This is a genomic window from Bacillus sp. NPDC094106 (assembly GCF_044764345.1).
Lineage (GTDB): Bacteria > Bacillota > Bacilli > Bacillales > Bacillaceae_G > Bacillus_A.
The window spans coordinates 289,155-310,747 of the sequence record NZ_JBIWHY010000003.1 but is presented as its reverse complement, the minus strand read 5'-3'; the positions used below and the strand labels follow the sequence as shown (position 1 = coordinate 310,747).

Annotated in this window: 17 protein-coding genes and 1 riboswitch; of the genes, 10 read left to right on the top strand and 7 right to left on the bottom strand. The window is 36.7% G+C overall.

Features of this window, described 5'->3' with window-relative positions; genetic code table 11:
• Positions 1–54 precede the first annotated feature (54 nt).
• A complete protein-coding gene (locus ACIQ7L_RS06170) occupies positions 55–1,257 on the top strand; it encodes an MFS transporter (RefSeq protein WP_400567547.1) in 1,203 nt (400 codons plus the stop codon).
• 112 nt (positions 1,258–1,369) lie between these two features.
• On the opposite strand, the gene ACIQ7L_RS06165 is transcribed toward ACIQ7L_RS06170, so the two are convergent.
• A complete protein-coding gene (locus ACIQ7L_RS06165; RefSeq protein WP_400567546.1) occupies positions 1,370–2,140 on the bottom strand; it encodes an SDR family NAD(P)-dependent oxidoreductase in 771 nt (256 codons plus the stop codon).
• Between the two features lie 138 nt (positions 2,141–2,278).
• On the opposite strand from ACIQ7L_RS06165, the gene ACIQ7L_RS06160 reads away from it, so the two are divergent.
• Both ACIQ7L_RS06160 and ACIQ7L_RS06155 read left to right on the top strand, forming a co-directional pair.
• Positions 2,279–2,638, top strand: a complete 360-nt coding sequence (locus ACIQ7L_RS06160) for a MerR family transcriptional regulator (protein ID WP_400567544.1) — start codon at positions 2,279–2,281, stop codon at positions 2,636–2,638.
• A gap of 334 nt (positions 2,639–2,972) precedes the next feature.
• The gene (locus tag ACIQ7L_RS06155) at positions 2,973–3,572 is read left to right on the top strand and encodes a GNAT family N-acetyltransferase (RefSeq protein ID WP_400567542.1); all 600 of its coding nucleotides are present in this window, start codon (positions 2,973–2,975) and stop codon (positions 3,570–3,572) included.
• A 327-nt stretch (positions 3,573–3,899) separates the two neighbouring features.
• On the opposite strand, the gene ACIQ7L_RS06150 is transcribed toward ACIQ7L_RS06155, so the two are convergent.
• The 3 genes from ACIQ7L_RS06150 to gapN form a co-directional block, all read right to left on the bottom strand.
• On the bottom strand, positions 3,900–5,099 hold the full coding sequence (locus ACIQ7L_RS06150; protein WP_400567541.1) for an ABC transporter permease: 1,200 nt from the start codon (positions 5,097–5,099) through the stop codon (positions 3,900–3,902).
• A 332-nt stretch (positions 5,100–5,431) separates the two neighbouring features.
• On the bottom strand, positions 5,432–6,856 hold the full coding sequence (locus ACIQ7L_RS06145) for an amino acid permease (RefSeq protein ID WP_400567539.1): 1,425 nt from the start codon (positions 6,854–6,856) through the stop codon (positions 5,432–5,434).
• 151 nt (positions 6,857–7,007) lie between these two features.
• Positions 7,008–7,189, bottom strand: a riboswitch (Lysine riboswitch).
• A 211-nt stretch (positions 7,190–7,400) separates the two neighbouring features.
• Complete coding sequence (gene gapN, locus ACIQ7L_RS06140; protein WP_400567538.1) at positions 7,401–8,840, bottom strand: NADP-dependent glyceraldehyde-3-phosphate dehydrogenase; 1,440 nt, start codon at positions 8,838–8,840, stop codon at positions 7,401–7,403.
• Between the two features lie 973 nt (positions 8,841–9,813).
• Here gapN and ACIQ7L_RS06135 point away from each other — a divergent pair.
• The 5 genes from ACIQ7L_RS06135 (at position 9,814) to ACIQ7L_RS06115 (ending at position 16,244) form a co-directional block, all read left to right on the top strand.
• Complete coding sequence (locus ACIQ7L_RS06135) at positions 9,814–11,568, top strand: ABC transporter ATP-binding protein (RefSeq protein ID WP_400567536.1); 1,755 nt, start codon at positions 9,814–9,816, stop codon at positions 11,566–11,568.
• Complete coding sequence (locus ACIQ7L_RS06130) at positions 11,565–13,565, top strand: ABC transporter ATP-binding protein (protein ID WP_400567534.1); 2,001 nt, start codon at positions 11,565–11,567, stop codon at positions 13,563–13,565. Before ACIQ7L_RS06135 ends, ACIQ7L_RS06130 begins: the two co-directional genes overlap by 4 nt.
• Positions 13,566–13,995: 430 nt before the next feature.
• Positions 13,996–14,793 (top strand): amino acid ABC transporter substrate-binding protein, encoded by a 798-nt coding sequence (locus ACIQ7L_RS06125; RefSeq protein WP_400567533.1) that lies wholly within the window; start codon positions 13,996–13,998, stop codon positions 14,791–14,793.
• Positions 14,780–15,478: an amino acid ABC transporter permease gene (locus tag ACIQ7L_RS06120; protein ID WP_400567531.1), complete on the top strand. Its 699-nt coding sequence runs from the start codon at positions 14,780–14,782 to the stop codon at positions 15,476–15,478. Before ACIQ7L_RS06125 ends, ACIQ7L_RS06120 begins: the two co-directional genes overlap by 14 nt.
• Positions 15,479–15,509: 31 nt before the next feature.
• Complete coding sequence (locus ACIQ7L_RS06115) at positions 15,510–16,244, top strand: amino acid ABC transporter ATP-binding protein (protein WP_400567529.1); 735 nt, start codon at positions 15,510–15,512, stop codon at positions 16,242–16,244.
• A 50-nt stretch (positions 16,245–16,294) separates the two neighbouring features.
• On the opposite strand, the gene sasP is transcribed toward ACIQ7L_RS06115, so the two are convergent.
• Positions 16,295–16,498 carry a small acid-soluble spore protein, SasP family gene (sasP, locus tag ACIQ7L_RS06110; protein ID WP_000013338.1) on the bottom strand — a complete coding sequence of 68 codons (204 nt, stop codon included), beginning with the start codon at positions 16,496–16,498 and terminating at the stop codon, positions 16,295–16,297.
• Between the two features lie 507 nt (positions 16,499–17,005).
• Between sasP and ACIQ7L_RS06105 the strand changes: the two genes are divergently transcribed.
• Positions 17,006–17,251, top strand: coding sequence for a hypothetical protein (locus tag ACIQ7L_RS06105; RefSeq protein ID WP_400567527.1), 246 nt, complete (start codon positions 17,006–17,008; stop codon positions 17,249–17,251).
• A 35-nt stretch (positions 17,252–17,286) separates the two neighbouring features.
• On the opposite strand, the gene ACIQ7L_RS06100 is transcribed toward ACIQ7L_RS06105, so the two are convergent.
• Positions 17,287–18,747, bottom strand: a complete 1,461-nt coding sequence (locus ACIQ7L_RS06100) for a YheC/YheD family endospore coat-associated protein (protein ID WP_400567525.1) — start codon at positions 18,745–18,747, stop codon at positions 17,287–17,289.
• Positions 18,747–19,799, bottom strand: a complete 1,053-nt coding sequence (locus ACIQ7L_RS06095) for a YheC/YheD family protein (protein WP_400567523.1) — start codon at positions 19,797–19,799, stop codon at positions 18,747–18,749. Before ACIQ7L_RS06095 ends, ACIQ7L_RS06100 begins: the two co-directional genes overlap by 1 nt.
• Positions 19,800–20,167: 368 nt before the next feature.
• On the opposite strand from ACIQ7L_RS06095, the gene ACIQ7L_RS06090 reads away from it, so the two are divergent.
• Positions 20,168–21,313, top strand: a complete 1,146-nt coding sequence (locus tag ACIQ7L_RS06090; RefSeq protein ID WP_400567521.1) for a DUF445 domain-containing protein — start codon at positions 20,168–20,170, stop codon at positions 21,311–21,313.
• Positions 21,314–21,593 lie beyond the last annotated feature (280 nt).

Genomic DNA, 21,593 nt, shown 5'->3' with positions numbered 1-21,593 from the left:
TATTTTTGAGAGGAGTTTTGCATCAATGATTTATACAGGAAGAGGTGTTAATCAATGAAGAAATCAATAAAAGAACAAAAGGCAGTATTAATTATTCTTCTAAGTAATATATTCATTGCGTTTCTCGGAATTGGTCTTATCATTCCGGTTATGCCGTCATTTATGGATATGATGCACTTATCAGGAAAAACGATGGGTTATCTTGTTTCCGTCTTTGCAGTGGCACAACTACTTATGTCACCACTTACAGGAAGATGGGTTGACCGTTATGGCAGGAAGAAAATTATCATAATTGGCTTATTCCTCTTTGGTACTTCAGAACTTATTTTTGGTTTAGGAACGGATGTATCAATGCTATATCTATCAAGGATGCTAGGGGGAATGAGTGCGGCCTTTATTATGCCTGGCGTTACAGCATATGTTGCAGATATTACATCAGTTCAGGAACGACCAAAAGCGATGGGATATCTTTCTGCTGCCATCAGTACTGGTTTTATTATTGGTCCCGGTATCGGCGGATTTGTTGCAGAATATGGTATACGTGTACCTTTCTTTTTTGCGGCAGTTATTGCTTTTCTAGCGTGTATTTCTTCCATATTTATTCTGAAAGAGCCGTTAACAACAGAAGAACTTGCAGAAATTTCGGCTAATACAAAGCAAACAAGCTTTATTGGAGATTTTAAAAAATCATTAAATCCGCTTTACTTTATCGCATTTATTATTGTGTTTGTGCTTGCTTTTGGTTTATCAGCATATGAAACTGTTTTTAGCCTGTTTTCTGATCATAAATTTGGGTTCACACCGAAGGATATTGCCACTATTATTACAATCAGCTCAATCTTTGGTGTGATTGTGCAGATATTTATGTTTGGAAAGTTAGTAGATATACTAGGTGAAAAAATGTTAATTCAAATATGTTTAATTACAGGAGCGATATTAGCAGTAGTTTCTACATTAATCTCTAATTTTTGGGCCGTACTGGCTGTAACTTCGTTTATCTTTCTTGCATTTGATTTGCTTCGTCCGGCATTAACGACATTTTTATCAAAGGCAGCTGGCAAAGAGCAAGGATTTGTTGCTGGCATGAACTCAACTTATACGAGTTTAGGAAATATCGTCGGACCGGCTATGGGAGGGATTTTATTTGATGTAAATATTCACTATCCTTACCTTTTCTCTGCTGTTATTATGATGATTGGTCTCGGTATTACAGTCTTGTGGAAAGAAAACCAGTTGGCAGAAAGCTTAGCGAAATAAGGAAAAACAAGTAAAATGAATTTTGAAATATAATCTAAAAATAAGCAAAGAGCCCCTTAGGAATTTGAAGGGGCTTTATAAAATTATAGAGGTTGCTGGAATGAGTTTTCATTTAGGAATTTGAACTATTTTTTCTTACTCCAAAATTAAAAATAGGATCTTTAAGTTCATACTTATACGTAGATCCATCTACAATCCCTACAACTTTATCATTATCATAAAGTTCGAGCATAAATTCTGCCATTTGCTTTGCGGTGTGAAACTTTGGTACAGCACCATCATATTGAAACTCTTCGATATCAAGAGAACGTTTTGCAAATTCTGTTTCAGTTGCACCAGGAGCTAAAACTTTTGCTTGTAATTTTGCGCCTTGTTCTTTAAGTTCATGAGCAAGTCCTTCTGTAAATGCACTCACATAGAATTTAGTCGCACAGTAAGTAATAGCATTTGCAATAATAGTATATCCGCCACCCGATGAAACGTTGATGAGTTGTGTTCCATCAACCATTGAATAATCGCGGACAAAAAGAGATGACAGTATTGTTAGTGCTTCAATATTTAAATGCAGCATTGTTTCTATTTTATTCAAATTTTGTTCAGCAATTGAGTCGAAATTGCCAAAGCCTGCGTTGTTAATCCATGTTTCAATCTGAAAATCTTGAAGGCTTTCGTAAAGTTTATAAACATTTTCAGTAACAGATAAGTCAGTTTTTCGAATTACAACATCTAAATCAGGATTCATTTTGGTGATTTTTAATTTTAGCTCCTCTAATGCTTCTTTTCTTCGAGCTACAAGTATTAAGTTTTTCCCACGAGCTGCAAAAGCTAGAGCGGCTTCATAACCAATTCCTGAACTAGCGCCAGTAATAACAGTATACTTCATATACATTCCCCCTGAATTCAAACCATTTTATTAGTAAATGTACTACGATTAGATTGTATTAGTTAGAGTGTACTCTAAGTCAAATGTTTTTTATAATCTTAATAAATGTATAGTACTGAATTAGATGCGGAGGTTATTATGTACACGATTAGTGAGGTAGCTAAATTATTAGGAGTAAGCACACATACATTACGATATTATGAAAAGGAAAAAATATTAGTTGCAAATCGTAATGCAAATGGAAATAGATTATACGATGAATCACATATTAGATGGTTACAGTTTGTAATGAAGTTAAAACAAACCCAAATGCCAATAGCACAAATAAGAGAATACGCCCGATTATATACAGAAGGAGAACACACAACTAAAACACGCTTAAAACTTTTAGAAGATCATCGAAAATCTATTCAGGCTCAAATAGAAAACTTAGTAATCACGGAGAAAATGCTTGAAAATAAGATTATTGCATATAAAGATTTATTGAAAAATAAATAGCGTAAACGATAGAAAGAGGGAAGCTTTCTTTATCTGAGTGCTATTGAATCGCTATTTTAGAGAACTCCAAAATAAAAATTCACCTTAATATAGTTAATGATGAGAATTAGGTTCACTTTTTTGTTTTGGGGTACTTGCTTAACCCTAGGTTTTTGAACAAGAGGAAATCCCTTTCCAATTAAATTAATGTATGTCCACCTTGCAATATGCAAAGTAGTTCCAGTGAAAAAATTATTTTGGATTAAATATAGTACACCGTCTGCTATGGATTTTTCTTTATTTTATGAAAATTTTATATATAATGGTAATAACTAACAATGATAGAGGTGGTTTTATGGAGATTGAAAAAGTATTCGGCAATTTACCTACACTAGAAACAGAGCGTCTGATATTAAGAAAAATAACTTTAGAAGATGTGGAAGATATGTATTCGTACGGTTCTAATGAAGACGTATCTAAGTACGTTACTTGGGAAACTCATAATACATTATCTGACACTAAAGGGTTTGTTGAATTTATACTAACGCAATACGAGAATAAGAAAGTTTCCCCTTGGGGAATAGAATATAAAGAAAACGGAAAATTTATCGGAACTATTGATTTCGTCTCGTGGCAAGTAAAACACAATGTTGCTGAAATCGGATATGTTCTTTCGCAAGATTATTGGGGAAAGGGTATCGTAACAGAAGCCGCAAATGAAGTTATTAAATTTGGCTTTAACAATATGGATCTGGTTCGTATTCAAGCAAAATGTTTTGTAGAAAATATCGGTTCAGCACGAGTAATGGAAAAGACAGGAATGTCTTTTGAAGGGATAATTAGAAAAGGGATGTTCGTAAAGGGAAGACATCAAGATGTAAAAATGTACTCTATTCTAAAAGAAGAGTTTGTCTCTATCCATAAACCAGAAATAGAAAATGTGAATATGAATTAAAAGCGAGTATTTTTTAGAAACATATAAGAGGGTGATACGCATTCATCAATGTGTATCACCCTCTATTTTTATGGTTTAGATAACAACTACATATATCCACTTTGATTTTCTAGCATATAAGTCACGGCCATGAAGACCAAAAAGCGAACTGCACTCGTTTGCTCTCTTTGTTTTCACTTGGCATGGGGCAGGAAAAGGATCTGACCGCTTCTATGCATGGCCGGATTCTCTCTCCCATCTAAAAAGAAAGGTTTTATGTCGATTTTTCAATTTGTATTTATATAGATATGATTTGTTTCGTAAAATGTCATTGATGAAAGTTATACGCTATGAAGCGGAAATTCTTTTCTTTGTTTTTGGTACAATAATAAATTTAATAAAGAGTATACCGATTAAAACGATGGTAAGAACGTGTAAGAGCTCTGGGATACAAACAAGCAGGATAACGGTAAATATTGTTAACTGAACGATTGCTAATGAAAACACAAGAGTAAGAAATTGACGTATTCTTTCATCGGTTGGGATAGGATACAATGTTACAATATTATTTCCCGAAAAATATTTCCATAAAGAACGAAGCTGCATAGAGCTCATATATAAGAGGCAGCAAGTAATAGCGCCTTTTACATATACATTCGGTATGAAATATAAAGTGAAGGAACCGATGATGGTCAACCCTATATATATACCAAAATAATCATTAGCACGTAGAAATGATAAAGTATTTAAATAGAAGAAGGTAGCTTGTTTTTTATGTAATATAGGTTCTATCCAACTTGTGAGCCACTTTCTTTGTTTCACTTGTTTTTTTAGCTGCGGAACATCGGTGAAAAAGTTTGCAAATTGGTAAAAGTGCATGTCCATTTTTTCTTCTTGCTGAATGATATAGTCCCATCCAATTCGTTTTGTTGGTTGTTTTATTGTATACATAAGTATAAAAGTAAGGAGTAATAGCATTGCACTTAATAGAACGATGGATACGGACTGAAAGAGCATGTAAATAATAAGAGCATTACAAGTTAATCGAACGATAAACCAGAGTTGGCCGTTATGTTGATCACGCCATATCCAATGTATGTATATATTCCATCCTTTGATGAGCATGAGTATAAAAAAGATCGTACATAAAAAAGGAATGTTTGTATGTAGCGTTTGCATTGCTAGCGGTGTGAGAATTAGAAATATGAATAGCAATGGAAAAAGCTGAATGACATAATTATATAGAAGAGATTGTTTAAAGTATGACGCTAATTTCTCTTCAAGTGCCAGTAAATACACAGCATCCGGCTTTTGAATAAACGTACGAACCCGGCATCTCGTTATAATGATTGTAAGCAGAGCTGTAATGATGAATAATGAGATGCCTTTAGAAGGAGCTGTTTTAAGAAACTTTGCGTAATAATATGCACCAATACAGGAGATAAAGATAAAACTGTATAGTAGACCGCTAATCATGCGCGCAAAGTACATGATAACGTTTTGAAGATGTTTTTGAAAGCGAGAGCTCCATAGTGTTTCAATTGACATGTTTTTCACCTCTATTTTCCATTATAAAGGTTTCTCGTTTATACCAAAATATATAAAGTGAAACTTTAATCAGTGGATTTTTTTCATCCTCCGCTTAAAAAACAAGAGTTTAGTTAATTTTTGAATTGATATGTATACATAAATATTTTTCAGCGTACAAGTTGTTGCTTCGAAAACAAAAGAAGACTTCCTCTCTTTTTTCTCCCTTTGTTTTCACTTGGCATGGGGCAGAAAAAGGATTCTATGCACGGCCGGATTCTCTCTCCCACCTAAAAAGAAAGGGTTTTAGTCAGTTTTTGAATTTGGATTTAAATAAAAACGAGCAAATTGCTTTAAGCAACTTGCCCGTTTTTATTTTTGTTATTTTTTTTCTGATCACGATTCATTAATGGATAGAAGGCAAAGCCGATTACAAATAATCCAATCCCAAGAAGGAATGTTTTTAAATCAGATGCCCCAGTTTTAATCACCCACAGTGAATAGCAAATTGCAATGACTGCAATCGTTCCATCCATAATTCTTGAACCACGTTCATTTTCATACGTTTCACCAGTTACGACGAGTTTTAATTGGAAGATTGGTGAGACAAGATATGGAATTAAATAAGCTAACGTTGATACAGTGATCACGAATGTATAGGCTTCAGCGATTGTTCCTGATAACGTTGAGAACAAGAATACTTGTGACATAATGTTTGTCAGTCTTAGTGAATGAATCGGGCTTCCCTTTTTGTTTGTTTTTGCAAAGAAGGAAGGGAAGAAGCCTTCTTTTGCTGCTTGATATGGTACTTCTGAACTTAGTAAAATCCAGCCTAAGATTGAGCCAAATAGGGAAGTAAGAGCAAGCAGTGCCATTAATTTCCCGCCGCCGTGACCCATTGCGGCATTTAATGCATCAGCTAACGGACGTTCCGAAGCTTGTAATTTATCAATGTGAAGAACACCCATTGTTAAAATCGTAATTCCTAAATAAATGGCAACAGTTATTAATAAGCCAACTACAGTTGCATGTTTTACCGTTTTTGGAGATTTAGCACGGTTTGATAAAAGAACGGCTGATTCAATACCGATAAATGCCCAAAGTGTTGTAAGAGCAGCTAAATTTATTTGTGAAAACAGTCCGTGTGATACGCCTTCTTTATCAATGATTGGTGTATACCATTGTCCAAATTTTGAAGCTTGAAATGCAAATAAAGTAACAACAATAAATAGAAGGAATCCAGTTACTTTCGTTGTTGTTGCTAAGAAGTTTAATTTTCCAGCTCCGTTTACACCATTTGTTAAAATCATATGTGTTCCCCATAGTAAGCAAGAACAGATGGAGAATGTAATCAATTTTCCCACTTCCACATTGAAAGAGCCGATTGAAAATAAGAGACGTGTATCTTTCATAATTGGGAAGAAGAGTGATAAGTAACCTGCAAAAGATGTAATAATGGCAACATTACTGGCCCAGTTTGCGACCCAGTAGCCCCAAACCATACTGAATCCAGCCATTTTTTTCTTTTTTGGTGATGAAAATAAAGCATATGCATGACTTTGTGGTCCTGTTGTTAAATCAGGACGACGAATTGCTAAATTACCGAAAACAAGAGCTAGCATTAAAACACCGAATCCTGTTGTTAACCAAGCTAAAGTAACACCAAGAGGGCTAGCTGTTTGTGCTAATGTACTTGGCACCATGAAAATACCAGCGCCAACCATATTGCCGACAACAAATGCTGTTAGTACCCAAAAGCCCCATTTTTTTTGTTGCATAGAAAATACCTCCAAAGTTAGTATAACCAAGTCAAGCGAGGAGATATGTATGTCTTCCAACAAGGGAAGAATGGTAAGCTTCATACAAAACAAAAAAAGCACGTGTCATTGTCGCTACGTGCTTTCTATCTTATAGGAAACCCACGACATATCTCTCGATAGCTCTCCACAAACAAGTTGTTTGTGACAGTTCTGCACTTATTCAATACAGACCCAGCAAGAATGTACAGTGGACAGTTCTTACTTCGGCAATCATTCCTTTCTCATTCATTCATCGATGCCACTACATCTCCTGAAATGATACTCTTAATGATTGCAACCTCTACCTCACCGAGATACGAATGAGGATTTATATATCAAATTAACATATTTAAGGGTAACAAATGTGTTTTTATCCGTCAATGGCTATAGTAATAATCAGACTATGGTGAACAATTTGTCATTAAGAGCGGGGAGGAGAAATTTCATTTTAGACATAAAAAAGAAGCTAAATCTACAGAGGCAAAGAGAAGAGGCCTTGTAGATCAGCTTCGAAAATGAAATATTATACTAAGTTTAATACAGTTACTTTTTCACGTGTCATAGACTCAAGGCTCTTACGAATACCTTGTGCTCCCAGACCAGAACCTTTTACACCGATGAATGGGAAGTGGTCAGGGCCGCGCTCTGTACGTCCGTTAATTTGAACGGAACCAGTGTCAATTTTGTTAGCAATTGCAAATGCTTTATTAATATCTTTTGTGAAGACACTTGCTTGCAGACCGAACTCTGATTTGTTCGCAATTTCAATTGCTTGTTCGTCAGAAGAAACACGGATAATTGGCAGGATTGGGCCAAATGGCTCTTCCCAAGCAACTTTCATTTCTTCTGTTACGTGGTCAATTAATGTTGGGTAAATTAAGTTGCGCTCACGTTTGTTACCAATTACAATTGTCGCGCCTTTTTCTGCCGCATTATCAATTAATCCTTGAACGAAATCAGCAGATTTATCGTCGATTAATGGAACGATTGTACTGTCTTGTTCAGGAGAACCAACAGATAAGGCAGCCACTTGATCTTTTAGTAAGCTAACAAGCTCGTCCGCTACATTTTCATGTACAAGCACGCGCTTAATTGCTGTACAACGTTGACCAGAATATGAGAATGCACCACTCACGATATGTTTTGCTGCCTCTTGTAAATCAGCATCTTCACGAACGATACCAGGGTCTTTACCGCCAAGTTCTAAAACAAGCGGGATCATAGCTGCTTTTTTCGCTAAGTGAGTACCTGTATGTGTACCACCTGTGAACGATACCATATTGATGCCAGAATGCTCTACTAAGTAGTCACCAATTACAGAACCGCGTCCTGTTGCTACGTTTACAAGTCCTTTCGGAAGTCCTGCTTTATGAAGTGCTTCCACCATTTTAATACCACTAATTGCGCCTTGTGTTGCTGGTTTGAAGATAACAGCGTTCCCCATAATAAGAGCTGGTGCAAGTTTTGCAGCAGATAAGTTTACAGGGTAGTTAAATGGTGCAATTGCTAAAATGACACCAAGTGGTGCGCGTTGAATAATTGCAAGTTTGGATTTAGATCCACCAGGGAAGCTATCACCCATCATGCTTTCACCATGCATATGAAGTGCTTCATCTACAGTGTAACGGATTAAATCGGCTGTACGAACAACTTCTTTTTTCGCATCTTTATAACCTTTACCGACTTCTTTCATAATAATATCGGCAATTTCATCTTGCATATTTACAAGCTCATCAGCCCATGTATATAAATATTTTGCGCGATCTTGAAGAGACAATTCAGCCCATTCTTTTTGAGCTTCTTTTGCGGATGCAATTGCTTCATCAACTTCTTCGCGAGTAATTGCTTGGACTTGACCAATTACTTCATGTAAATACGGAGATGGAATATCGATTGTTTGTCCAGAGGAGCTTTCTCTCCATTCTCCGTTTAAATAAAATTTGTACGTATTGCTAGTTGTCATGATTTGTCCTCCCAAAATAGCAACTTGTAAGAGTGAGTATATGGTGATTGTAGGGCGTTCGAAAATATTTTTCAAATGAAATTTTTATGACAACGATTTCGTATATAATTTTTATTTTGTAGGCCCTTTCTTACGGCGGTTAACCGTATTTACAAGTGAAATATAGGGTAATTTGCATCGTATCAATAAACAATTTTTTAGGTTAGATTAGCGTATTGCAACTTGATTGTATTTCTTTCATTTTTTGTGATAAAAGTTTGTTTTATACAATAATGAAAAAAACAATTGACAGAAAAGTCTATAAAGTTATAAAATTAAAAATGGAAAATAAATGAAGGGGGTGCGCGTGATGATTGTAATCGTAAATGTGATGGATTCAGCTGTGGTATACGGTGAAAAACATTCATATCATTACGCAACCCGTACGGAGAGGTAGACTCTTTTTGTCTTACAAAAAGCGTACGTTGCGTATATCGTAACGTACGCTTTTATGCGTTTTTCGCATATCGTCAAGCGGCGGTATGCGTTTTTTTGTCTCTACCCCGCTATTTGCGGGCAGTAATACTCCCACCTCGAAATTCGATGGAAGTATTGTTCAGCTCTAGCGGCTAGAATCTCCGGTCGTTTCGCCCCCTCGTACGAGGCAAAAAGCGCCTCTCTGTCGGGGACTCCAACGTCCTGCGATTCTGAGCGAGCCGCTTCCGCTTTTCTAAAGAAGTAAGGCGGGAGATAAACTGCCCGTAAAAGCCCGATTGGTGAGGGCTAATAATCCGTGGGGGATGAAGAAAACCCCCACGGATTAAAGTTTCACTTTATCTTTGCTTGTTTCCATACTTTGTATGGTTTCAATAAAAAAATTTGGAAGGTGAAAAAATGTGATGAAATGGTATTGGTTTCGAAATGTAAACGAGATGATTTTAGATAGCGGATAAAGAAATGGGAGTCAAACGAGAACGAGAAGGGAGAGGTTATATTGTTTTCAGTATTACAAAAGTTAACATGGTTTTTTAAAGAACATTGGAAAAGGTATAGTATCGCAATTGGAGCACTTTTAATTGTAAATATAATTGAAATAGTCCCTCCGAAAGTACTAGGCTTAACAATTGATCGTATTAAGACTGGATCTTTAACAAGCGGAGTAATTATGCAATATATTTGGATTTTATTTGGGGCAACAATAGGCGGGTATGTGCTCACCTTTATATGGCAGCGTCAATTATTCGGCGGTGCATTTGTACTTGAAAAAACAATGCGTTCAAAGTTTATGGGGCACTTACTTAAGATGACACCGACCTTTTATCATAAAAATCGTACAGGAGATTTAATGGCAAGAGCGACAAATGATTTAAAAGCGATTGCTATGACTGCTGGTTTTGGAATTTTGACACTAGTTGATTCCAGTTTATACATGCTTACCATTGTTTGTATGATGGGTTTTTCAATTAGTTGGCAACTTACATTTGCTGCGCTTATCCCGCTGCCGATTATGGCGTATGCGATGAATATATATGGGAAGAAGTTACATGAACGATTTACGGTTGCGCAAGATGCTTTCGGAGATATGAACGATAAAGTACTTGAATCGATTGCGGGCGTACGTGTAATTCGGGCGTATGTACAAGAGAACGCCGATGAAGCAAGGTTTCATCATTTAGGAGATGATGTATACGAGAAAAATATGAAAGTAGCAAGAATCGATGCATTATTTCAACCGACAGTTAAAATGCTTGTTGGCCTTAGTTATTTAATTGGCTTAGTGTATGGAGCTTTTCTTGTATTCCAATCAAAAATTACGCTAGGAGAGCTTGTTTCCTTTAACGTATATTTAGGAATGATGATTTGGCCGATGTTTGCAATTGGTGAATTAATCAATGTAATGCAGCGCGGAAATGCTTCACTAGATCGTGTAAATGAAACGCTGGCTTATGAACCAGATGTGAAAAATGCGAAACAGCCAAAGCCTGTACAGGAACCGGAATATATTGATTTTGATAATGTTTCTTTTTCGTATCCTGGATCCGCTGAGTCAAATTTAAAAAATGTTTCTTTTTCATTAAAGCAAGGAGAGACGCTTGGGATTGTTGGGAAAACAGGAAGCGGGAAAACAACCCTTGTTCGTCAACTTCTTCGCCAGTATCCACTTGGAGAAGGAGAAATTACAGTTTCCGATGTTGCTCTAGATAAAATTCCGGCTGAAAACGTACTAAGCTGGATTGGATATGTACCACAAGAACATATTTTATTTTCAAAAACAGCAAAGGAAAATATTCTATTTGGAAATAGAGAAGCAAGTGAAGAAGAGCTTCAAAGGGCAATTGAAATTGCGGCGTTCAAAAAGGATCTAGAGTTTTTGCCAGATGGATTAGAGACGCTTGTTGGAGAAAAGGGTGTTTCCCTATCTGGTGGACAAAAACAACGTATTTCAATCGCAAGAGCTGTCATTCAAAATCCAGAAATTTTAATTTTAGATGACTCTTTATCGGCTGTTGATGCTCGTACTGAAGCAGCGATTATTGAAAATATACGGACGGAAAGAAGCGGAAAAACAACAATTATAACAACGCACCGCTTATCAGCCGTACAACATGCGGACTGGATTCTTGTTATGGATAACGGTGAGGTTATCGAAGAAGGAACACATGAAGAACTTGTTCAAAATGCAGGATGGTATAGAGAGCAGTTTGAAAGACAGCAAGGTGAAAATGTAGAAGGTGAGGTGAACGTATGAGCACCCCAAAAAGATTATTTCAATATGCAATGAAGGTAAAAGGGCCGATCTTTACAGCACTTGCTATGCTATTTATTTTCGTTATTGCAGAGCTGGCAGGTCCGTTTGTAGCGAAAACGATGATAGATGATCATATTGTTGGAATAGAGAAACCTTGGTATGAAACGGCGGAAGGAGAAGATGCTGTTAAGTATAACGGCACTTGGTATAAGCGAAGCGATCGCTTTGAAAAAGGAGAGACAAAGGGGAAAGAAGTTCGGGTTATTCAAGCTGGCTTCCAATATTACTTTGTGCCTCATAAGATCAATCTTGAAGGAACGCGTTCTGTAAAGGGAGATATGATTACAATTCAAGGCGGGAAAGCTGCGCAAGTGTATAAAGCGAAGCGGTTAACAACACAAGAAATATATGCATTTTATAAGCCGGAAATAAAACGATTACTACTGCTTGGCGGAGGTTATTTTGCGTTATTAGTAGTCGTATCTTTATTTGCATATGGAAAGCAGTTTTTCTTACAGAAAGCATCGAATAAAATTATTCAAATTATGCGTGAAGATGTTTTCTCTCATATTCAAACATTACCGATTCGTTACTTTGACCATTTGCCAGCGGGGAAAATTGTATCGCGCGTAACGAATGATACAGAGGCAATTCGTGATTTATACGTCACGGTGCTTGCAACATTTGCTTCTAGTTTCATTTACATTATTGGGATTTTTGTTGCTTTATTTTTACTCGATGTGAAATTAGCGTTGTTTTGTTTGCTTATTATACCAATTTTAATCGTTTGGGCTATTTTATATAGGAAATATGCTTCCGGATACAATCATAAAATGCGTTCTCGTTTATCAGATATTAATGGAACAGTAAATGAATCCATTCAAGGGATGCCAATTATTCAGGCGTTTCGTCAAGAACGTGAAACAAAGCGAGAATTTGAGGAATTAAACGGAGATTACTTTAAATATCAAAATAAGATTTTAAATTTAAATTCGGCAACATCGCATAATTTAGTAGGGGTCTTACGAAATATTGCTTTTACAGGAGTGATTTGGTACTTTGGCGGTGCTTCATTAAGCGGTGCAGGCTTTATTTCTTTAGGGGTACTGTATGCTTTTGTCGATTATTTAACAAGACTCTTTTCGCCTATTACGAACATGGTGAACCAACTAGCAAATTTAGAACAAGCGCGAGTTGCATCAGAGCGTGTATTTGAATTGCTAGATGAAAAGGGAGAGGTATTGCAAGAAGAGCGTATACCACGTCTTAGCGGGAATGTTCGGTTTGATAATGTTTCATTCTCTTATAACGGAAAAGACGAAGTATTAAAAAATATTTCTTTTGAGGCGAAAACAGGGGAGACAGTTGCACTCGTTGGTCATACTGGATCTGGAAAAAGTTCGATTATGAATGTACTTTTTCAGTTTTACGAGTTTCAAAAAGGAAGACTTACGATTGACGGGCATGATGTAAAGCATATTCCAAAGCAGGCAATTCGTGAGCATATGGGAATTGTCTTGCAGGATCCATTTTTATTTAGCGGGACAGTTGCCTCAAATGTAAGTTTAGAAAATCCAAACATTTCAAAAGCTAAAATTATAAAAGCGCTGCATGATGTAGGGGCTGAGCGCTTTGCGAACAATATAAATGAAGAAATTACAGAAAAGGGAAGCACACTTTCAACAGGAGAGCGTCAGCTCATATCATTTGCACGCGCGTTAGCGTTTGATCCAGCCATTTTAATTTTAGATGAAGCGACTTCAAGTATTGATACCGAGACAGAAGCGATGATTCAGGGGGCATTAGAAGTTGTGAAGAAAGGAAGAACAACGTTTATTATCGCCCATCGTCTTTCAACGATTAAGAGTGCAGATCAAATTATTGTACTCGACCGAGGTACAATTCTTGAAAAAGGGTCTCATGATGAATTAATGAGGAAAAAGGGACGCTATTATGACATGTATAAAACGCAGATGGAAGGAAGCCAAAGCGCTTAATATTCATAGAATGTTCAGAAAATTTTAAAGTAATGTTTACAAATGCTCCCATCCCTTTCCTTGTCCATATGATATGTTGGAGGAAAGGGGGAATAGGGATGGAAGAATTATCAGTGACGTTTAATATTACTTTCTTTTTATTATTGTGTACGATGATTGGGTATTGTGTATTAGATTCTTGAAAGAACTTGCTGAGGCAGCAAGTTCTTTTTTGCTACAGACAAGAAGTATTGTTTTACCTTTTCCTTCATAAGTGCTATATTAAAAAATGCTACTTATTTTTTGTATGTAATGATTTTGTATCATCCTGTTTGATTATGAAGAAAAAGGATACACTAATGACGAACATTTTCATTGAAAAATTGTCCGAGATTGCATACAATCAATATAGTTCTTAAATTCCTATCAGAATACTTGGAGGAGTAACGTGATGAAGAAATTATTTTCAGTGCTTGCAGTAGCTACATTAACAGTTGGTATTGTAGCAGGCTGTGGAAAAGCAGAAAAAAAAGATACAGCTAGTCAAGATGCATTACAACAAATAAAACAAAGCGGTGAAATCGTTGTTGGTACAGAAGGTACATACCCGCCGTTTACATTCCACGATGGAAGTGGAAAATTAACTGGATTTGACGTTGAGTTAACAGAAGAAGTTGCAAAACGTCTAGGTGTGAAACCAGTATTTAAAGAAACACAATGGGACAGCTTACTTGCTGGACTAGATGCAAAACGTTTTGATATGGTTGCAAATGAAGTTGGAATTCGTGAAGATCGTCAAAAGAAATATGATTTCTCTAAACCGTATATTTCTTCTTCGGCAGCTCTTGTCGTTGCAAAGGATAAAGATAAGCCAGCTTCCTTTACTGATGTAAAAGGTTTAACAGCAGCGCAGTCTTTAACAAGTAACTATGCTGATCTTGCAAAGAAAAATGGTGCGAAGATTCAAGGAGTAGAAGGGTTTAGTCAAGCAGTGGAACTCATTAATTCAGGACGCGTTGATTTCACAATTAATGACAAATTATCAGTATTAAACTATTTACAAACGAAAAAAGATGCAAACATTAAAATTGCAGATACAGAAAAAGAGGCATCACAAAGTGGGTTCTTATTCCGTAAAGGAAGCGATAAGTTAGTACAAGAAGTAGATAAAGCGTTAGAAGATATGAAAAAAGATGGTACGTATGACAAAATAGCGAAAAAATGGTTCGGTGAAGATGTATCTAAGTAGTGCACTCATTGCAGATCGATTATCTACATGGGGAGATATTATGCAGACATCCTTCAAGCCTCTCTTGGAGGGTGCTCTGTTCGCAACGATTCCATTAACGCTTATCACATTTGTAATCGGTCTTATATTAGCGACATTGACGGCGCTAGCGCGTATTTCAAATAGTCGCGTTTTACAATGGATCGCTCGTATCTATGTATCTATTATTCGCGGAACGCCACTTCTTGTACAATTGTTTATTCTTTTCTATGGGCTTCCAACTTTAAAAATTGAGATTGACCCATATACAGCAGCTATTATTGGATTTTCATTAAATGTTGGTGCATATGCATCTGAAATTATTCGCGCATCCATTTTATCTATTCCGAAAGGGCAATGGGAAGCAGCGTATACAATTGGGATGACATATCCACAAGCGTTAAAACGCATCATTTTACCACAAGCAACACGTGTATCAATTCCGCCGCTTTCCAATACATTTATCAGTTTAGTGAAGGATACTTCATTAGCATCGTTAATTTTAGTAACGGAGATGTTCCGAAAAGCGCAGGAAATCGCAGCGATGAACTATGAATTCTTAATTGTTTATTTTGAAGCAGGCCTTATTTACTGGGTGATTTGTTTCTTATTATCTATTGTGCAGCAAATATTAGAAAAACGTTCAGAACGTTATACTCTAAAATAATAATCCTTTCATAAAAGGAGTTTTTGTTTTTATGATTTCAATTCAACATTTACAAAAGAGTTTCGGAGATAATACCGTACTAAAACATATAGATTTATCGGTTGAGAAAGGCGAAGTTGTTGTTATTATTGGACCGTCTGGATCTGGTAAAACGACATTTCTACGTTGCTTAAATGTATTAGAAACACCGAACGCTGGTAACATTCGCATTGGAGAGAAAGAATTAGATTTCTCGAAAAAAGTAACGAAAACTGATATTGTGAATCTTCGTATTCAAACAGGAATGGTGTTCCAGCATCATAACTTGTTCCCGCACTTAACAGCACTTCAAAATGTGATGGAAGGGCTTGTTACAGTGAAAAAGATGGGGAAAGAAGAAGCGAAGAAAAAAGCGACATATTTCCTTGAGAAAGTTGGACTTGGTGATAAGATGGATTTATACCCGTTCCAACTGTCAGGTGGTCAACAGCAACGTGTAGGAATTGCTCGTGCACTTGCGATGGAACCACAAGTTTTATTATTTGATGAACCAACGTCAGCATTAGATCCAGAACTTGTGCAAGAGGTTTTAAAGGTAATGAAGGAACTTGCACAGGAAGGGATGACGATGGTAATTGTAACGCATGAGATGCGCTTTGCTCATCAAATCGCGAATCGTGTTATTTTTATGGATGGCGGTGTCATTGTAGAACAAGGTACACCAGAAGAGGTATTTACAAATCCGAAAGAAGAACGAACAAAGAAATTTTTACAAATGCTAGGATAGAAAGAAAGGTCTCAGGGCGAATGCCCTGAGACCTTTTTTGCCATATATATTTATTTGTGGAATCCGCCAAGGCTTTGCTCAGCCATTGCTACTAAACGCTTTGTAATTTCTCCGCCAACAGAACCGTTTGCACGAGCTGTAGAATCTGCTCCTAATTGTACACCAAATTCTTGAGCGATTTCGTATTTCATTTGATCGATTGCAGCTGTTGCTCCTGGTACTACTAATTGATTTGAAGAATTTTGGTTTGCCATAGGAATATATCCTCCTTAGAGTATGGAAAATTTTTTGGTTGGATTAGCTGGATTTGAACCAGATGATTGCCCTTTTGGCGCTAATCCATCGTTTATGAGGAGTGTATTCATAGTATGGATGTTACCTAGAAAGATATGCGGATTAATAATTTGTAAATTTTGTAAAAAATAGAAAGGTATGAAAAACGAGTAAACGTTGTATTTTTGTGAAAGAAGGTCACACTAATTGTAACTATATAAATCCATTTTCATTTTTCGACACCTAAATCCCTGCTATGCAGAATACAAAGTAACCTACACTTGTTTGCTCATTCTGTTTTTACTTCGCATGTGGCAGAAAAAGGAACTGACCACTTCTATGCATGAATAGATGCTCTCTCCCATCTAAAAAGAGGGGTTTTATGTCGATTTTTTAATTGATTTATATATAGAAAGTGACACATCATTTGAGTTCTAAAGCTTTTGGGTTTATAAAGCGAGAAGCAAATGATGTATGGAGGAATGATGATGGCGATATGTCCACTTTGTAATGCATTGGATGCTCAAACATATTCTTGTCCAACTTGCGCGAGTCTACTCCAAGATTATGGAAAAATTGTGGATTACTTAGATACTTACAGCGCATATTTGGATCAAGATTTATTACTTCAAGTAGATGGTTTAACAGAGCGGAATTCTCAGCACTATTGTATCCACGTTTTCTATTGCGCAGCGTGTAATACAGAAACTGATATAACAGTGAAACTTGTATAAGAAGAAAAACTTCCACCTACAGCAGGGTGGAAGTTTTATTCCGCTACGTGCGGGTTAACGAGCAGCGGAGTGGAAAGAGAATTCACTGACGGAAGTTTTGTTTTCTTTTCTTGTGCTAATTCTTGAGGATGGTGGAGAGAGTGTACTGTTAAATAGATGGCATATTCATAAAATAATTGTCTTGTTCGTTCGTCTTGTTCTTTCAATTTTTCGTGTTGAAATATACTTCTACCTGGTTTTGAGTTGGCTTCAAATAGCCATGGATTTTCAGATTTGTCTAAACCGATATCAAAGCCAATTTCTCCAACATTTCCTGCTATATGTTGATCTAAAAGGGAACTCAGTTTTAAAGCGACATGTGCTAATTTATTTAGAATTCGGATCTGTTCCGTTGCATCGGAAAAAATTTCTTGCAGAAGTTTTACTTCTCCGCCGCTATTCATATGAGTTGTCATGCTGCCTTTTCCAGCGATTTTTGCAGCGATGGCACTGACTCTCCAAGTGCCAAAATGATTTTTGTTTGTATGAACGCGAAAATCTACGGGCTGCCCATCGAAATGTAGCAAGGAAATGCCTTGCTGAACAATAAATTTCTTCAAATCATGTCCTTTTAAAACATGGTTAATAAGCGTTTCTAAGGAATCGTACTTTCGAAATTTATTTTGTTCGTTCTCACGATAACGGCAATAGTATTTGTTGTCTGTAGGCGAATAAAAAATTTGATAAATGTTTCGTCCAAGGCTACCATGCGTTGGTTTCATATAAACGTGTTTGTATGATGATAAGAACCTTTCTACTTGTTCGAAATGCTGGAACGCTTCTGTTTTAGGTAACAAGGAAGATATGGATTTTTCATTTATAAGAAGTTGATGGATATCCCACTTATTAAAAAATCCTGGGTTAAACCATGGGATGGTGTATTCTACTTGTAATCGCTTTTTGGCTCTTGCAATCGGTTTATAAGTTTCAGCTTGTCGATTTGGTAATCGATCATAAATAACGTTTGGAAAAGGGATGTGATATTGCAGCCACTTTCCCTCTTTAAAGAAATAGCCTTCAATTGTTTCTTCCTCCCAATTTATATGCTGGGCACCAAATAAAAATACGAATGGCCGTAATGAGAATGGTGGAGTGAGTAAATCGCTGAAAGCAATTGAACGATCGCCGAGAGGTTCAGAAGCTGATTCACTAAAACAAGTTGTGAAAATCCCAATTAATGGACCGAATATAAGTGTTTGATTTTGAATGAAGGCATGAATAGTAGCTGAGGGAGGAAGCAAAAGTTTTTTTGCGAGTTGCTCCCCAATTGTAATTTCATGAGTATACGTATAATGAATGGTAATATCTTTACATGCGATAGAGCGCGTTCCAAAGGATAGCGATTGAAGGGACGGCGTGTTAGAAAATATATAAGGTAATGTTATAGCGTTTGGATGATCCGTTGAAATTTGTAATGTGTACATATGATCTTCCAATATCGTTCCTCCTCTCTTCATTATGGTGTAAAGCGACTAAACCGAAGCGGACCGTGAAAAATTTCTTCGGCTAGTGTTTGATTATGCTCCATAAAAGGTGTATAAGACGGTTTTGTATCAACATGCATAAGCCAAATAGCTCCTGTTTTGTCCATTACGATAGACAATTCTAATTCAAAAAGAGAAGGATAGAATGGATCAAGTGTTTTAGGTACTTCTGTTGTAATATCATGTAAGGCTTCTTGTAATAATTGAACCCCAATAGGTGACAGCAAATAGTGTATTTTGGTAAATGGATGTAGTGTAGCGTTCTTTATAGCAGGAAGTAAGAATTGTAAGGGAAGTTTACTTGTTTGGATACATTGTTCGATTACTTTCCAGGTCTTTTCTTTGTTTTTTTGCAAGAGACAGCGAATGTGAACTGGGTATTTTAATTGATCTGGGGGATATAACATAAGATGAATGATGTAATGATCTGATTGAACGAATGGATTGCACCATGATAAAAACTCGTTTTTGTGTTTGAACATGAGCGGTGAACGGGTTTGATCATGTAATGCTTCTATATGAAAAGCTTTATCTTTATAGGTAATTCGATACGTTGTTCTATTAGAATGTATATCTACTGGTTTTATAATCACATCTTTTTCTTCTTGAAGCAGTTTTAGAATTGTTTTTACACTTCCTTTTTTTATGTGTGCCATGTAAGGAGCCAGCCTTTTATTCGTAAGTAGATGCTCACGGATTTCATTGGAATCAATAAGTGGGCCATTTAAAAATATAGTGGAAGAGCGTTTGTGCAGTGAATGGATGATGGACTTGGCCTGTTGAAATTCCGTGCCTTCTGGGAATTGACAACGGTCATATATATAGGAAGGAATGGGGAAGGTTTGTTGGGCCCAATTCCCTGTATCTGTGTCATAGAGAAGACCTGTAACAAGATCGGTTTTAGCATCGATGCAAGACGGAGTAAATTGAGCAACGATGTTGTGATATAAACGAGCTCGCTTAGCGATTTCGGTGTAATAAGTTCGCTCATGGTGTAAGTGAGATGTTAAGAGTCCAAGAACCAACGAAAACACTCCTTTGTGTAATATACGTAAAGCGTTGAAGCTTTTGTAGCACTATATATAAGTACAAATTGAAAAAGCTTTAGGTGGGAGAGAGAATCCGGCCATGCATAGAAGCGGTCAGGTCCTTTTTTAGTCCCATGCCAAGTGAAAATAAAGAGAGAAAATAAGTAGCGATCACCTTTTGTTCTTCATAGCCGTGACTTATATGTTGGAAAGTCAAAATGGATAGATATACATTGCAAATATGTTTTTATATTATTATACTGTTGTCCGTATGATGATATGCTATTTTTTCATGTGCAATGCGATAGGATGAGATAGTGTCCTCATATGTAGTAAGATGTGTATATACTTGGAGAAACGGAAGGTTGATTGTGATGAATGTCTGGTTGAATATGTTAACGACAACAGGATTAGGTGCTGTGATTGGCGGATATACGAACCATCTAGCGATAAAAATGTTATTTCGCCCTCATCGACCTGTGTATATTGGGAAGTTTCGAGTACCATTTACACCAGGTCTGATTCCGAAGCGCCGTGATGAACTTGCCGTTCAACTAGGAAAAATGGTTGTGGATCACTTGTTAACCCCAGAAGGAATAGGGAAGAAATTAACGAATAAAGAATTCCAGCAGGAGCTTATAAAGTGGGTACAAGTTGAAGTAGAGAAAATGTTGATGAATGAACAGTCATTACGGGATGTGTTAGCAAAATGGGGATTGGAGCATGCGGAGGAGCAGGCAACAAAAAAAATTGAAGGTGTTGTTGCAGAAAAGGTTGATATGTTTTTAACGCAATATTATACATATACATGGGAACAAGCTTTGCCTAGCTCGGTTCATGAGAAAGTGAAACAAATGATTCCAACTGTAGCATCATTTATTTTAGAACGAGGGAAAGCCTTTTTTGAAAGCGAAGAGGGAAAAGAGCGTCTTGCAAAAATGATTGATGACTTTTTTGCTTCGCGAGGTGCATTGTTAAATTTAGTAGGCATGTTTTTAGGAAATGTAAGTGTAGTGGATCGCCTGCAGCCGGAAGTGATTAAGTTTCTAGGACAAGAAGGGACGAAGCAGCTTTTAAGTGATGTTCTGCAAAAAGAGTGGCAGAAATTAAAGGGAAGAGAAGTAAAGGAGCTGGAGTCCTTTATAGCGAAAGAAACGGTTGTAAAGTCAATATTATCAACAGTTAAAATAGAGGAAATGGTCGGAGGATTTCTAAATCAGTCCGTTCAAAAGGTGTGTGAACCAGTCCGGGAAAATATTGTACAAACAATTATTCCTAATTTAGTCCAAAAAGGTTTAGCATGGGGTGTAAACAATGTCGAACATATTCTAAAAAATTTACACTTGGCGGAAATTGTACAACAAGAAGTATCGACATTCTCAACGGAGCGATTGGAAGACCTTGTATTATCCATTACGAAAAGTGAACTGAAGATGATTACATATTTAGGAGCTTTATTAGGAGGAACAATTGGACTTATTCAAGGTGTAATATTGCTTTTTCTTATGTAAGGAATGATTTATGTTGCTTTTTCCCCATCCCAGTTATGGCTATGAAATAAAAAAAGCCCTACTCTTGCTTCCTCATTCTGTTTTTCCATGGCATGGGGCTAAAAAAGGAACTGACCGCATCTATGCAAGGCCGGATGCTCTCGCCCACTCAAAAAAGAGAGGTTTTCAATATATATGGGTTTCTCCCCATCCCAGTTATGGCTATGAAAACAAAAGAAGCCCTACTCTTGCTTCCTCATTCTGTTTTTCCATGGCATGGGGCTAAAAAAGGAACTGACCG